This is a genomic window from Paraburkholderia sp. JHI869 (genome assembly GCF_038900775.1).
Lineage (GTDB): Bacteria > Pseudomonadota > Gammaproteobacteria > Burkholderiales > Burkholderiaceae > Paraburkholderia.
Genome location: NZ_JAYMSC010000029.1, coordinates 1 through 14,491 on the forward strand (window position 1 = coordinate 1; position 14,491 = coordinate 14,491).

The 14,491-nt window shown below is 64.9% G+C and carries 13 protein-coding genes; 9 read left to right on the forward strand and 4 right to left on the reverse strand.

The genetic code is table 11. The features are described from left to right. Window positions 1–93: 93 nt before the first annotated feature. Window positions 94–2,001 carry a hypothetical protein gene (locus VSR72_RS34015; RefSeq protein WP_342956644.1) on the reverse strand — a complete coding sequence of 636 codons (1,908 nt, stop codon included), beginning with the start codon at window positions 1,999–2,001 and terminating at the stop codon, window positions 94–96. Window positions 2,002–2,644: 643 nt separating this feature from the next. Between VSR72_RS34015 and VSR72_RS34020 the strand changes: the two genes are divergently transcribed. From VSR72_RS34020 to VSR72_RS34030, 3 genes are all read left to right on the forward strand, one after another. Further along, a complete protein-coding gene (locus VSR72_RS34020) occupies window positions 2,645–3,538 on the forward strand; it encodes a LysR family transcriptional regulator (RefSeq protein ID WP_342956645.1) in 894 nt (297 codons plus the stop codon). 94 nt (window positions 3,539–3,632) lie between these two features. Continuing rightward, on the forward strand, window positions 3,633–5,591 hold the full coding sequence (locus VSR72_RS34025) for an aconitase family protein (protein WP_342956646.1): 1,959 nt from the start codon (window positions 3,633–3,635) through the stop codon (window positions 5,589–5,591). Window positions 5,592–5,638: 47 nt separating this feature from the next. Next, window positions 5,639–7,093 (forward strand): MFS transporter, encoded by a 1,455-nt coding sequence (locus VSR72_RS34030; RefSeq protein ID WP_342956647.1) that lies wholly within the window; start codon window positions 5,639–5,641, stop codon window positions 7,091–7,093. 21 nt (window positions 7,094–7,114) lie between these two features. Here VSR72_RS34030 and VSR72_RS34035 read toward each other — a convergent pair whose 3' ends face one another. Next, window positions 7,115–8,020, reverse strand: coding sequence for an AraC family transcriptional regulator (locus tag VSR72_RS34035; RefSeq protein ID WP_342956648.1), 906 nt, complete (start codon window positions 8,018–8,020; stop codon window positions 7,115–7,117). A 99-nt stretch (window positions 8,021–8,119) separates the two neighbouring features. Between VSR72_RS34035 and VSR72_RS34040 the strand changes: the two genes are divergently transcribed. Next, entirely contained in the window at window positions 8,120–8,863 is a 744-nt protein-coding gene (locus tag VSR72_RS34040) for an SDR family oxidoreductase (protein ID WP_342956649.1), read from the forward strand. 69 nt (window positions 8,864–8,932) lie between these two features. Here the strand turns inward: VSR72_RS34040 and VSR72_RS34045 are convergent, their stop codons facing one another. Next, window positions 8,933–9,916, reverse strand: a complete 984-nt coding sequence (locus VSR72_RS34045) for an aldo/keto reductase (protein WP_342956650.1) — start codon at window positions 9,914–9,916, stop codon at window positions 8,933–8,935. 139 nt (window positions 9,917–10,055) lie between these two features. Here VSR72_RS34045 and VSR72_RS34050 point away from each other — a divergent pair, with 139 nt between their 5' ends. Further along, window positions 10,056–11,015, forward strand: a complete 960-nt coding sequence (locus VSR72_RS34050) for a LysR family transcriptional regulator (RefSeq protein WP_342956651.1) — start codon at window positions 10,056–10,058, stop codon at window positions 11,013–11,015. Between the two features lie 188 nt (window positions 11,016–11,203). Continuing rightward, a complete protein-coding gene (locus VSR72_RS34055) occupies window positions 11,204–12,520 on the forward strand; it encodes an ATP-binding protein (RefSeq protein ID WP_342956652.1) in 1,317 nt (438 codons plus the stop codon). Window positions 12,521–12,550: 30 nt separating this feature from the next. On the opposite strand, the gene VSR72_RS34060 is transcribed toward VSR72_RS34055, so the two are convergent. Then, window positions 12,551–12,919, reverse strand: coding sequence for a cupin domain-containing protein (locus VSR72_RS34060; protein WP_342956653.1), 369 nt, complete (start codon window positions 12,917–12,919; stop codon window positions 12,551–12,553). Between the two features lie 314 nt (window positions 12,920–13,233). On the opposite strand from VSR72_RS34060, the gene VSR72_RS34065 reads away from it, so the two are divergent. The 3 genes from VSR72_RS34065 to VSR72_RS34075 are packed head-to-tail and all read left to right on the forward strand — an operon-like array spanning window position 13,234 to window position 14,485. Beyond that, window positions 13,234–13,617 carry a GFA family protein gene (locus tag VSR72_RS34065; protein WP_342956654.1) on the forward strand — a complete coding sequence of 128 codons (384 nt, stop codon included), beginning with the start codon at window positions 13,234–13,236 and terminating at the stop codon, window positions 13,615–13,617. Then, window positions 13,614–13,745: a hypothetical protein gene (locus tag VSR72_RS34070; protein WP_268960617.1), complete on the forward strand. Its 132-nt coding sequence runs from the start codon at window positions 13,614–13,616 to the stop codon at window positions 13,743–13,745. The genes VSR72_RS34065 and VSR72_RS34070 overlap by 4 nt, the downstream gene beginning before the upstream one ends. Then, window positions 13,742–14,485, forward strand: coding sequence for a response regulator (locus VSR72_RS34075; protein WP_342956655.1), 744 nt, complete (start codon window positions 13,742–13,744; stop codon window positions 14,483–14,485). Before VSR72_RS34070 ends, VSR72_RS34075 begins: the two co-directional genes overlap by 4 nt. The last annotated feature ends 6 nt before the right edge of the window (window positions 14,486–14,491 follow it).

Consider the following 14,491-nt stretch of genomic DNA (forward strand, 5'->3'; position numbering starts at 1 on the left):
CGCCCGGCCCGCGCAACCGGGCCCGCGGGCCGGGCGCCTCAGGGGTCCAGCGTGGTCGAGCGGCTGCGTGGCCGCTCAATTTGCTCAGTTCGCTTAGTTCGGCACGTAGCCCGTGGGAAGCGTCGTATTCGCGCTTGCCACCGTAGCGTTCTGCGAAACCACATACACCGGCGATTCGGTCAGGCTCAGCGCAACCTTGCCATTGGTGTAGCTCTTGGTCGTGGAGTTGCCCATTTCGTCGAGCACAGTGACCGTGCCGCTCGTGCCGGGTGCATCGACCGCGAGGCTGTAGCCCACGCTATACGTCGAGCTATAGCCGCTGCTCGCGCTCCACACGCTGTTGTTGTGCGTCCAGAGGGCCGTGATGACCGCGCCGTTGTTCAGCTGACGGAACGCGTAGGCGTAGACGCCCGAGGGCGTGCTCTTCACCGGGCCGAGCGTGTTGGTGCCGTCGAGAATGCGCGTCATCGCCGCAACTGACATTGCCGCGGGTTTCGGGCTGATGTTCTGCGCACCGAATTGACCCTGGGCGTCGGCGAGATCGAAGAACGTGCCGTAACCCGTCTGGCCCGGGTAGTCCGCGCCATAGAAGATCCAGGTCTGATCGGCGCCTTCGCCCAGAATGATCAGGTGGCTGCGGGCGACCAGTGCGCCTTGCGCGTACAGGATATTGCCGGTCGGGTAGTTCGGGCCGTACGACGAGCCATTGTCATAGCTGATGCCGAGCTCCGTGCTGAACAGCTTCATGCCCGGCTTGTAGTCGGCGGCCATTTCGCTGCGCAGCGCGCGCATTTGCCCGATCAGCGAGCCCGATGCGTTGGCGGGATCGGTGGCGAGACGTTCCGGCGCATACGAAGGCGAGGTGCCGTTGATGTCGTAGTAGCCATGCGTCGTCACGCCGTCGATGGCCTGCGCGTAGCCGAGCGGCGCGAGCGCCTTGAGGTGGTCGGCGGTGCCGGCCGGCGCCGTATCGGTCGGGCCCATCACCACGGCGTGGGGATCGGTCGAGTGGATGCCCTGATAGACGGCCTGGTAGAGCTGCACGAATTGCGTGTTCGTGCCCTGCCATTGCGCATCCGGTTCCCAGGTGAGCTGGTAGTAGTTGGCCGACTGATTCGGAAAATAAGTCGTCCGAATGATGTTCGATTCCGTACCGATCCGGGCCATGTAGTCCTGGTAGTACGAAAGGTTGCTCGGCGGCAGCGCTTCGTCTTCGAACGCACCGGTCGGGCTCGCCCAGGCGGGAATGCCGTCGAGGCGAACGAGCCGCATCACGTTGCCCGAGGTGTAGAACGGATCGAGGTTGTTGGCGTTCGGGTTGAAGGTGTTGGGGCCGTTCGGCTCCATGTTGTACAGCTCGCGGTGGTCGTACGTCCACGAGATGCCGAGCGAGGAGAGCACGGAAGTGTTGTCGTCCTCGCCTTGCATGCCGAAGCGATGCAGGTCCTGATGCGGGTAAGTGACGGTGGGGATGATGCCGGTCAGATTGGGCAGCACGCCGAAGGTCGCGGTGCCGGCCGGACGGGTGCCGAGCGACGGCAGTTGACCGCCTGCGGTCGCGAGCGTGGCGGTCACGGAGAAGTATCCGGCGAGCGTCGATGAGCAGGTGAGCGTGGTCGTCTGCGCGCCTGCGCCCACGCGCAGGCTGCCGCTCGCGACCGCCTTGCCGAGGTGGTCGCTGATCGACCAGTTCAGCGTGTCGGCTGCGGGCGCATTGGTGGTGAACGCAAGGGGAAACGACGTACCCGAGGCGAAGATACGGCCGCTTTGCGTGGTCGGGGTATCGACGCTCACCAGATCGCCGCTCGCGCTAGCGCTCGATTTCACGGCGGACCCGCAGTGCAGCGTGGCACGCGTGGTCGTGGCCGCATTCGCAGCGGCGTTCGCGTCGCTCGTGTTGGCCGAGGCGTTGGTCGCATCCGTTGCGGAGCTTCCGGAGCTGCCACCGCCGCACGCCGCGAGGAAGAGCGACGACGACAGCAAGAGATAGAAGAGTTTCATCGATTGAAGAAAAAAGACAAAACGACGCCCAGCCGGCGACGGCGCGCGAAGCGCGCTCAGATGCTGGCTAAGGTCTGAAGAATGGGTTCTAGCGGACGCTGCACATCGGCTCGATGAGCCCAGCGCCCGCTACGTGCGCCGCGCGGCTCGCGCTATTGCGCGAACGTGCGTATCTGTCCTTGTGCTTTCGCGCGGGTAAATATTGCCCCCTCGCGACAGCTGCCCCGTCGGGAATTTCGGCCCTGCGCTGGATCCCTGAAGGAGGGGAGACGTGCGCAATTTTTTCGGACGAGATTACGAAGTCACTGCTTAAAGTCAGACGCGCGGCGGATATTACCGATAATTCCCCCTGGCATGTGAAAATCAGACGTAACAAAATGTCACACGAATTGCCTCGAGTTTCAATTACCGAGACTTAGGCAATTTCCGCCAATAGCAAGGTATTAATTACCTCAAAAGAAGACGGTAATGCTTACTGCATAAATTGCGTGTTTCGCCTGCTATTGCCGGCTATATCGGCAGTTTTTGGGCGGTCTGAAGTGCGCGGATGTAATTAATTCTTTGTTCTATATTTCCCTTTTAAATTGCTTTCTATTTTAATTCGGGTCGGACGTTATTTGACTCTGCTGATATTATTGCGGGCATGCGAATCGATCCCTATAGCCTCGAGCTTTTCATTTCGGTCGTGGAGGAGGGTTCCATTGCCCGCGCGGCCAGCCGCAATCACATTGCGCCTTCGGCACTCAGCCGCCGCATGGCGGATCTGGAAGCGGCGATGGGGCTGCCTTTGCTCATCCGCTCCCCTTCGGGCGTCGAATTGACCGAGGCGGGCCGCCACGCCTTTTCCCGCGCCGTGGCCGTGCATGACCAGTTGCAGTCGCTCGCGCGCGAAGTCCAGTCGCTCAGCGGCGAGGTGGCGGGCGTGGTGCGCCTGTTCGCGAATGCCTCGGCGATCGTGGGTTTTCTGCCGGAGCGGCTCAAGGTCTTTCAGGCGCGCTACCCCCTCGTGCAGATCGCCCTCACCGAACAGATCAGCGACGAGGTTGTGCGGGCCTGCATGGAAGATCGCGCCGACGTGGGAATTTCCGCGAGCGGCAGGATTCCCGGCGCGCTGGATTCATGGCACTTCGCCAACGACCCGCTCATGGTCGTGCTGCCGCCCGAACATGAACTTGCGGCCATGCAGGCGCTCACGTTCAACGACGTGCTGCGTTTTCCGCTCGTGGCGCTGCAGGCGGGGGGCTCGCTCGATCAGATACTCAAGGAGCGTGCCGCCGCGGCGCGCGTGCCGCTCAATATTCCGGTGACGGTCAACAGCTTCGACGCCCAATGCCGCATGGTCGAAGCAGGCCTCGGCATCGGCATCGTGCCGACCAGCGCGGCGTCGGCGTTTGCGGGTTCGCAGGGGTTCGTGCGCCGTCAACTCGACGAGCCCTGGGCGACGAGCCGCAGCCTGCGTTTGCACGCGTTGCGCAAGTCCTCGCGCCTGCGGGCCGTGCAGGCCTTGATCGATACGCTCATTCAGCGCGCGGGTTAACGAGGACATCGCGAACGGCGATGCCCCCTTTGCCGATCGAGCACTTCGTCGCGCCGCTCGCTGCCGTCTAGATTTCCCCTCAAGGAGAAATTGGATGGCAACTCTGGAATTGACTGGCCGCGTGTTGTTTCTTTGCAATGACCCGAAGCAGGTCGAGCGGCAGCTGAATGGCGCCGATCTGGAGGGCGTCACGCCCGACGCATTGAGGGACGACGTTTCGACCGACGAGATCACGCCCATGAGCGTGCTCACGCGCTTCGACGAGCGGCTGGGCCGCGTGCCGTACGTTGGATTTCAGGCAGGCGGGCGCTGTCCGATTAATATGGATTCCATACGAAATGGCGGATTCAGCGTGACGGTTGCCGGGAATCGCTACGGCAAAGGTTCGTCGCGCGAGCACAGCCCGCTGGCGGAATACCGCGCGGGCATCCGGATCGTCATCGCTCGCAGTTTCGAGCGCATCTATCGACAGAACGCCGACAATATAGGCCTCTTCACGTCGACGGACTTCGGGCTGATCGAGCGCATCCAGCGTGGCGAGCGCATCGACATCGAAGAACTGGTTGCCTCGCGCGACGCTCTGGCGGCCTCGATTCTGCGCAGCGGCGGCTTGCTGAAATATGGCGCGCGCTACATGCGGCAGATCGAGCATGGCGCGTATCGCGAGCAGAACGCGCCGCGCACGTTCGCGCAGAAAATTCTCGAACGCCATGTGTTGCGCACCGAGCACACGGGCGAATCGCTTGCGCCGGGTGCGGGCGTTTTCGTTCGCGCGGACTGGCGTTTTATCCACGAGTACTACACGGGTATGGCAACGCACATGCTGCACGCCACGTTCGGCAAGCCGCTTTCGCTGCATGCGCCGGAGACCATGCTCGCGTTCGAAGATCATCTTTCGTATTCGCACAAGAGCGAACTGCACGTAAGCAATGGACTGCTGCCCGACGTACGCGAGCTTTCGGCTGCGCACCGGCAATTCGCGCGCGACTACGGTTTGCGCAATCACGGCTATTTAAGCGAGCTCAGCGGTGGCATCAGCGAAGGCTCCGAGGGCATTTCCCACGCGATGATGGCCGAACGCTATGCGCTGCCGGGGCAGATCGTTGTCGGGACGGATTCGCATACCCCGCATAGCGGCGCGCTCGGGTGCCTCGCGTTCGGTGTGGGCACGACCGACATGGCGAATGCGTTCGTGACGGGCGCGGTGCGCATGACGGTGCCGCAGTCGCTGCGCGTGAATTTCCACGGCCCCATTCCCGCAGGCGTGACGGCAAAAGACCTCGTGCTGCACCTGCTCGCACAGCCCAGGATACGCGCCGGTGCGGGCGTAGGCAAAGTGTTCGAGTTCGCGGGTTCCGCGATCGCGCAATTGAGCACCGACGAGCGTACGACGCTCACGAACATGACGGCGGAACTCGGCGGCTTCACAGGCATCGTCGCGCCCGACGAAGAAACGGTGCGTTTTTTGCGGGAGCGTCGAGGCGTCGAATTTGCGATCGAGCCGTGGATGTGCAGCGACCCGGACGCCACGTATGCCGAAGTCATCGACATCGACTGCGCGCGCCTCTCGCCCATGCTCGCCGCGCCCGGCGACCCAGGCAACGGCGTCGCGCTCTATGCGCTCGAAGCGAGGCCGCGCATCGACATCGCCTACGGCGGCTCGTGTACTGCGGGCAAGCGCGAGGACTTCGATCACTACCACGAAGTGCTGGCGTGGGCGGCGGCGCGCGGCATACGCGTACCTGCGGAAGTTAAGCTCTATCTGCAATTCGGCACGTCCGACGTGCGCGACTATTGCGTGCAGCGTGGCTACATCGAGGCCTTCGAGCAGGTGGGCGCAATTCTCCTGCAGCCCTCATGCGGCGCGTGCGCCAATTGCGGACCGGGTTCTTCCGTCGATGCGGGCCAGGTCACGATCAGCGCGATTAACCGCAATTTCCCGGGGCGCTCCGGGCCTGGCCGCGTATGGCTCGCGAGCCCGCCGACAGTCGTTGCGAGCGCGCTCGCAGGCGAGATCGCTTCATTCGATGAATTGAAAGAGCGGTATCCGTAAGCCGGACACGCGAATAATTGATTCGAACTACTACATTGGAGACAGACATGGCCATACTCGAGGGCGCAGCGAACCTGCGCGCCGCTGACCATGGGACACCCGCGGGCGAAAACGCGCTAGCCGAAGGCAGCGCGCAGTACGGCGAGATATCGGCCCGTCTCGACAGGCTTCCTGCCACGCGCGCGGTATGGAAGCTGATCCTGCTGCTCAGCCTCGGATTCTTCTTCGAACTCTACGATCTGCTCTTCACGGGTTATGTCGCGCCGGGTCTCGTGAAAAGCGGAATTCTCACTTCGACCACGCCAGGCCTGTTCGGCACATCGGGCGTGGCGAGCTTCATTGCCGCATTGTTCTGCGGTCTTTTTATCGGCACCGCCGCGTGCGGTTTTCTCGCGGACCGCTTTGGCCGGCGCGCCATCTTCACGTGGTCGCTGCTGTGGTACGTCGCGGCGAACACGGTCATGGCGTTCCAGGATACGGCGAGCGGCCTGAACTTCTGGCGGTTCGTTTCGGGCGTGGGCATAGGCGTCGAGTTGGTGACCATCGGCACGTACCTCTCCGAGCTTGCACCGAAACACCTGCGCGGCAGAGCGTTCGCCGTATGCCAGGCGATCGGTTTTTCGGCGGTGCCCGTCGTGGCGTTTCTCTCCTGGTTGCTCGTGCCGCGTGCACCGCTGGGGCTCGATGGATGGCGCTGGGTTGTGCTGCTGGGCGGCATTAGCGCGCTCTTTGTCTGGTACTTCCGGCGCAATCTGCCCGAAAGTCCGCGCTGGCTTGCAGGCAAAGGCCGCACCGAAGAGGCCGCCGCGGTGCTGGCGGACCTCGAAGAAAAGGTTACGCGGCAATACGGCGCGCCGCTGCCGGCTCCTGGACCCGCCGACCCGGTGCCGCGAAAAGCAGGATTTGCGGACATGTGGAAGCCGCCATACGGCAAACGCACCGTCATGCTCATCGTCTTCCATATCTTCCAGACGGTGGGGTTTTACGGCTTCGCGAACTGGGTGCCCACGCTGCTCGTGAAGCAAGGCATTACCGTCACGTCGAGCCTGATGTACACCACGGTGATCGGCCTCGCCGCGCCGCTGGGGCCGCTGCTCGGCTACTGGATTGCCGACCGCTTCGAGCGCAAGCATGTGATCGTCGGCATGGCGGCGATCAATATCGTGAGCGGTTTGTTGTTCAGCCAGGCGTCGGCGGCGGTCGCGATCGTGACGCTCGGCGTGTTGTTGACGCTCGCCGGCAATATCATTTCGTTCACCTATCACACCTACCAGCAGGAGCTTTACCCCACGGCCATCCGCGCGCGTGCCGTGGGTTTCGTCTATTCGTGGAGCCGGCTCTCGGCGGTGTTCAGTTCCTTCGTGATCGCGTTCACGCTCAAGGAGTTCGGCGTGACAGGCGTGTTTGTTTTCATAGCGGGTGCGATGGCGCTCGTGATGATGTCCATCGGCCTGATGGGGCCGCGCACGCTAGGCAAGTCGCTGGAGAGTATTTCGCACTGAGCGGCATGTGCCGTCGCCACATCAACCGGCCGCCTGCTCCCGCGCATACTGCGCCGGGGGCATGCCCACATGCCGCGTGAACGCCACGCTGAACGTGCTGGCCGAGCTGTAGCCAACCCGCAGCGCGACCTCCGCCACGCCTTGCGCTTCCCGGCGCAGCAGGTTTCTCGCAATGGCCATGCGCCAGCCGAGCAGATACTCCATCGGCGCGACGCCCACCGCCCGCCGGAAACGCTCGAAGAACGCCGAGCGCGAAAGCGCCGCTTCCTTCGCGAGCTGTGCAACGGTCCAGGGCAGGGTGGGGCTTTCATGCATGCGCCGCAGCGCGGGCGCGAGGCGCGGGTCGCTCAGTCCGCGCAGCAGGCCCGGCGTAGCCGAGGCGTCCGCCGTCGAGCGCAGCGCTTCGATCAGCAGGACCTCCAGCAGTCGCGCGAGGATGACATCGCGTGCGGGCCGCTGCGCGCGCGACTCGTCGCGCACGAGTTGCACGAGCGTGGCGAGCCGCTTCTCGCCGCGAACATGGACGAGCTGCGGGAGCAGCGAGACGAGCAAGGCCGCATCGGGCGAGCCGAACACGCAGTAACCCACGAGCATCAGCACGTCGGGCGGCCCGTCCTGGTTGCCGAGCCGGTATTCGCCGCTGAGCTGCGCGACGGGCGTGGTGTCGGTGGTTTGCGTCGCCGTTGGAGCGAGGCTCGACATCGTGAAGCCGTGGGCCTCCGGGATCAGGACGAAATCGTCGGGCGCCAGCGTGACGGGTTCTTGCCCATCCACCTCGAGGCGGCATGAACCTTCCAGGATCGCGCAGTAGAAGGGCTGCCCGACATCCGTGCGGCGAATACGCCAGGCGCCGGCGCCGCTCACCCTTTTCGAGAGCGAGGCCGCCGGCTGGAGCAGCGTGACCACTTCTGCGAGCGGGTCGATCATGGCCGGACTCCTGCAAATGAAACATGGACTTCTGATTGTAGCAAGTCCTGCTGCGGCGGCTTATCGTGCCGTTACTGCCAACCACTTGCAGGAGCCTGCATGAAAACCGTCTTGATCACCGGATGCTCGTCCGGTTTCGGCCTCGAAATTGCCCGCCACTTTCTCGAACGCGACTGGAACGTGATCGCGACGATGCGCACGCCGCGCGAAGATGTGCTGCCGCGTTCGCCGCGCCTGCGCGTGCTCGCGCTCGATGTCACGAATGCGCAGAGCATCCGCGAGGCCGTGGAGGCCGCCGGGCCGATCGACGTGCTCGTCAACAATGCGGGCATTGGCGTGCTGGGCGCGCTCGAAGGTATTTCGATGGAGACTGCGCGCGACGTGTTCGAGACGAACACGCTCGGCACCATCGCGCTCACGCAGGCCGTTCTGCCGCAGTTCCGGCAGCGCAGGAGCGGGGTCGTGGTGAACGTCACGTCGAGCGTGACGCTGCGGCCGTTGCCGTTGCTCGCGGTTTATTCAGCGAGCAAGGCGGCGGTCAATGCATTTACGGAGTCGCTCGCGCACGAACTTGCGCCGTTCAATGTGCGCGCGTGCGTCGTGCTGCCGGGCCGCGCGCCCGACACACGCTTCGGCGAGAACGCGCAGTCGCGCATGGACGGCAGCATTCCCGAGCCTTATGCGGAACTGGGGCGGCGCGTGTTCGAGCAGTGGGCGCAGTCCACCGAGATCACGCGCTCGCAGGATGTAGCCGAAGCGGTTTGGCGCGCGGCGAACGATGGGGCCGCGCCCGCGCGCATTGTCGCTGGCGCGGATGCGCTGGCGGTGGCCGCGGCGCAGTGATTTCCGCGAACGCCAATGCTTAAGCCGGTGCGAGCGCCCGGATGCCGGGGGTCTCGCGCCGTACCTGCTTTAGCGATCCACGCGCTGCTGCATTTGCGCCGGATAGCGCTCGCCCACCACCTGGATCTCCTTGAGCGCCGCTTCGATGGCGGCGAGGTCGCCAGCGCTCAACTCGATGCTGGCCGCGCCCACGTTCTCGTCGAGCCGCGAAAGCTTCGTGGTACCAGGAATCGGCACGATCCACGGCTTTTGCGCGAGCAGCCACGCTAGCGCGATCTGCGCGCGTGTAGCGCCCCGGCCGTCGGCGAGACGCCCCAGCACGTCCACGAGCCCCGCGTTGGCCTTGCGGTTCTCTTCCGTAAAGCGCGGCACGATGCTGCGGAAATCGTTCTGCCCGAACGACGTGCGCTCGTCGATCGCGCCGGTCAGAAAGCCCTTGCCGAGCGGGCTGAACGGCACGAAGCCAATGCCCAGTTCTTCCAGAACCGGCATCACCTTGTGCTCGGGCTCGCGCCACCAGAGCGAGTATTCGCTTTGCAGCGCGGCCACGGGCTGCACGGCGTGGGCGCGGCGAATGGATTGCTCGCCCGCTTCGGAAAGGCCGAAGTGCTTCACCTTGCCTTCGCGGATCAGATCCTTGACTGTGCCCGCCACGTCTTCCATTGGCACGTTCGGATCGACGCGGTGCTGGTAGAACAGGTCGATGCGGTCGGTCTTCAGGCGCTTGAGCGACGCTTCAGCCACGGCGCGGATGCGCTCGGGGCGGCTGTCCATGGGCTTCTTCGAGTCGCCGTCCTGGAAGCCGAACTTCGTGGCGATCACCACCTGGTCGCGAATCGGCGCGAGCGCCTCGCCAACCAGTTCCTCGTTGACGAAGGGCCCATAGACTTCGGCCGTGTCGAAGAACGTGACGCCGCGCTCGAACGCCGTGCGGATCACGCGGATCGCATCGTTCTTTTCGGTGGCGGGCCCGTAGCCGAAGCTCAGCCCCATGCAGCCGAGGCCCAACGCGGAAACTTCGAGACCGTTCTTGCCGAGTGTGCGCTTTTGCATGTCTTGCTCCTTGAAAGCGATTGGACGAGCGGCCCTGGTGTTCACGCAGGCGCCGCCTTCTACCCGAATGAGTGTAGGTTGCTGCATGCCGCTCAACAATCCCGCTAAACTTGCATGGGGTATTGAGGAAAATTCATAAATGGTGCGCACCGGCTTATCCGAACTAACGGCCTTCGTGACGATCGCCGAGCAGCACAGCTTCAGCGGCGCGGCGCGCGTGCTGGGCGTTTCGCCTTCCGCGCTCAGCCACACCGTGCGCAACCTGGAGGCGAAACTCGGCGTGCGCCTGCTGAACCGCACCACGCGCTCCGTGGCGCTGACCGAGGCAGGCGAGCAACTGCTCAACCGCGTACGGCCCGCCATGGCCGACCTCGAAGACGCCGTGAACGACGTCGCGACCGCGAGCAACCGGCCGTCGGGATCGATCCGCATCAGCGCGTCGGAGTCGGGAGCGCGTCCGCTCATCCGTCATGTGCTGCCGGGGTTCCTCGCCCGCTATCCGGATATCCGCGTGGAATTCGTGGTCGATTCGCGGCTCGTGGACATCGTGGCTGGCGGATTCGACGCCGGCGTGCGCGTGCTCGAAGACGTGCCGCGCGACATGATCGCCGTGCGCTTCACACAGGACATGCGCTTTGGCGCGGTGGCATCGCCCGCGTATCTGGCGCAGCACGCGCCGCCGCGCGCGCCGCACGACCTCGAGCAGCATCGCTGCATCCGCTTTCGCTTCGAGAGCGGGGCGCTGTTCCGCTGGGACTTCGCGCGCCGCGGCAACAGCGCGAGCATCGACGTGGACGGGCCGCTCACGCTCGGCAATCTCAACCTGATGGTCGAGGCGGCGCTCGCCGGGGTGGGTGTGGCCTGGGTGCCGGACTCGCTCGTGGCCGAGCATGTGGCCGCCGGGCGGCTCGTGCACCTGCTGCCCGAGTGGGGGCCGGTGTTTTCGGGGCTCTGCCTTTACTATCCGGCCAACCGTCATCCGCCCGCGGCGCTGCGCCTTTTCGCGCAGGCCGTGCGCGAGTGGGCCGATGCGTCCCGCAAGGCCGACGGGACCGACAAGGCCGATGCCGCAACGCAGCGCAAGACGCAACCGCGGTGAAACAACGCGATGAATTGAACAGGCCTGCAATGTATTGTGTCCCGCGCCCGCGCCGATACAGTGAGATACAAAGCCTCTCGCGGCATGCGGTATAAACCCACCATTCCCTGCACACGGAGTCCGAACATGTACGCCGATGGATTTGCGGCCCACCGCCGCGCAGCGCTGGTTTTGCGCGCGGTGCGGCCATGAGCGCGCTGCACTGGCCGCGCACGCTGTTCGCGCGCCTCGCCCTGATCCTTTGCGTCGGCCTCGCGCTCGCGCAGTTGCTGTCGTTCAAGCTCACGATGACCGAGCGCAACGACGCCACCGCGACCATGATGACCGACTACATCTCGCGCGAAGTCGCCATTTCCGTGGCGCTGCTCGACCATCTGCCCGCGGCCGAACGCGCGGCGTGGCTGCCGCAGCTCGCGCGCCGCACGTATAGCTTCATCCTCGGTCCGGGCACGCCAGGCGAGCCGCCCGACGCGAGCCGCTCGAAGAGCGTGGCCTCGGCCATCGCGGCGGGCCTTGCCAGCAAGTACGCGCTCACGACCAATTCGGTGCCCGGCAACGGCGAACGCCTGCAGATCCATCTGCGGCTTTCGGACGGCTCGCCGCTCACGATCGACTACCGTCCGGGGCCTGCGCTGCCCTTGTCGAGCTGGCTGCCGGCTGTGCTGATCGCCCAGCTCATCGTGCTGGCGGCATGCTGCTGGGTTGCGGTGCGCACGGCCACGCGGCCGCTGCACGAACTCGCCCGCGTGGCCGACGCGCTCGGCCCGGACCTGAAGGCGGAGCGTCTCGAGGAAGAAGGGCCCTCCGAAGTGGCGCGCGCGGCGCGCGCGTTCAACGCGATGCAGCAGCGCATCTCGGCGCACGTGGCCGAGCGCATGCAGATTCTCGCGGCCATCTCTCACGATTTGCAGACGCCGATCACGCGCATGCGGCTGCGTGTGGACCAGATGGACGACGAAGCGCAAGCGGGCAAACTCGCGCAGGACCTGCACGAGATGGAGCAGCTGGTGAAGGAAGGCGTGGCCTACGCGCGCACGCTGCACGGCACCGGGGAGGCGCCCGCGCGCGTCGATCTCGACGCGCTGCTCGACAGCCTGGTGTGCGATTACGTGGATGCGGGCTCGCCCGTGACCTTCGAGCGTCGCCTGAACGTCGCGATCGTCACGCGCGTGCAGGCGCTGCGGCGCATCGTCGGCAATCTCGTGGATAACGCGCTGAAGTACGGCAGCACGGCGGCCATCGAGGTGAGCGCGTCGCCGCAGGACAAGACCGTGACGATCTCGGTGCTCGACAGCGGCCCCGGCATTCCCGAAGAAGCGCTCGAAAAGGTGTTCGAGCCGTTCTATCGGCTCGAAACGTCGCGCAATCGCGGCACGGGCGGCACGGGTCTCGGCCTCGCAATCTCGCGCCAGCTTGCCGTGGCGATGGGCGCGCAGCTCACGCTGCGCAACCGGCCCGAAGGCGGGCTGGAAGGGCGGCTCGTGCTTGGCGGCGCACAGGCGTGAGAGGCGGCGCGCCGTGCGCGCTCGTCCATGTCAATCAGCGAGCGGAATGAACACGTTGAACTGGCCTTCCTCGGGGTGGCGCGAGCGATGGCCCTTGCCCACGGTGTCTTCGCACAGCACGACCGTGCCCGGCTCGCAGTGGCGCGTGTCGCCGTCGCTCGTTTCGAATTCGACCCAGCCGGTCATCCAGATCACGAACTGACGAACCGGCGTGGTGTGCCAGTCCGCCTCCTTGAGGCCCGCCGGCACCCAGCCGAAGCGCACCGCCTTTGCCTGCTCCCATGTCGAGAGATAAATGGGCGGGATGTTGGGAAAGAGCTCGAGCGGCGTGAGCGGAATATCGATGTCCTCGAAATGGGACTCGCCCTGGGCGTCGGCATAGATGCGCAGACATTTCATGGGGACCTCCTGGAGCCGTTCTCTCCGTTTTGCCCGCTTGCAGCTTACGAGCATAAACAATGCCGGTTTATTGCTGGCCCGGCTGCGGTCATATCGGGTCGATTCGGGTCGATGAGCGGCGCGCCGAATCTGCGCCAGCGCACATTGTCGTCCCGAATCGGATGGGGCGGTTCCGGTTTGTACACGGTGCGTAGCGAGTTGTGTGTGCAGTGCAATGTGTTGTGTCTGCGCGCGCGGCGGACACCCGGCGATACAGCGACGCCCGCGCTTTGCGTTATCAATCAGCCAACGAAATCAATCGAGCGGAGAGCAATATGAGCACGTCGACGAACACGACTAGCTGGAAGGGTTCCTGTCATTGCGGTGCGGTAAAGTTCGAAGTCAGCACGGCAATCGAGCCGGCCGGGCGATGCAACTGCAGCCTGTGCCGCCGCAAGGGCGCGCTGATGAGCCCGCCGTTCGAAGCCCGCGAACTGACGATCGTCGAGGGCGAGGACGCGCTCACGCTGTACCAGTTCAATACGCGCGTGGCGAAGCATTATTTCTGCAAGCACTGCGGTATTTATCCGTTTCACCAGACGCGCAGGGACCCGGCGCGCTGGCGCGTCAATCTCGGCTGCCTGGAGGGCGTGGATGTCTACGCGCTCGAAGCGTCGGTTGCCGACGGTGCCAGCCTTTCCATCGTGGAGGACGCATGAAACGCCTGCTCGCCATTTTGTTCTTCGCGGCGAGCGGCCTGGCTGCGGAGATTGCGCATCCGGTGTACTGTTCGTGCATCGCAGAAACCCGTTCACGCCTCGCGCGCAAGGAGAAAAAGAACCAATGACGGAAAAGATCGATCACGTCCTGATCGTCGATGACGACCGCGGCATACGTGAACTGGTCGGGGCTTACCTCGAAAAGAACGGCATGCGCGTGTCGCTGGCCGCGAACGGGCGCGAGATGCGCTCGGTGCTGGAAGGCGGTGCGCCCGACCTGATCGTGCTCGACCTCATGATGCCCGGCGACGACGGTCTCGTGCTGTGCCGCGAGCTGCGCGCGGGCAAGTTCCGCGCCGTGCCCGTGGTGATGCTCACCGCGCGCAACGAGGAGACGGATCGCATCGTGGGCCTCGAAATGGGCGCCGACGACTACCTGCCCAAGCCCTTTGCCGTGCGCGAACTGTTCGCGCGCATCCGTTCGGTGCTGCGCCGCACACGCATGCTGCCGCCGGGCATGGAAGTGAGCGAATCGGCGCAACTGCTCGCGTTCGGCGACTGGCGGCTCGATACCACGGCGCGGCATCTGCTTGACGCCGAAGGCACGATCGTCGCGCTGAGCGGCGCGGAATACCGGCTGTTGCGCGTGTTTCTCGACCATCCGCAGCGCGTGCTCACGCGCGATCAGTTGCTGAGCCTCACGCAAGGCCGCCAGGCCGATGCGTTCGACCGCTCGATCGACCTGCTGGTAAGCCGGCTGCGCCAGCGCCTGCGCGACGAGGCGCGCGAGCCGCGTTACATCAAGACGCTGCGCAGCGAGGGGTATGTGTTTTCCTCAGCGGTGACTACGGTCGAGGCGCCGGAGTAAGGGCGG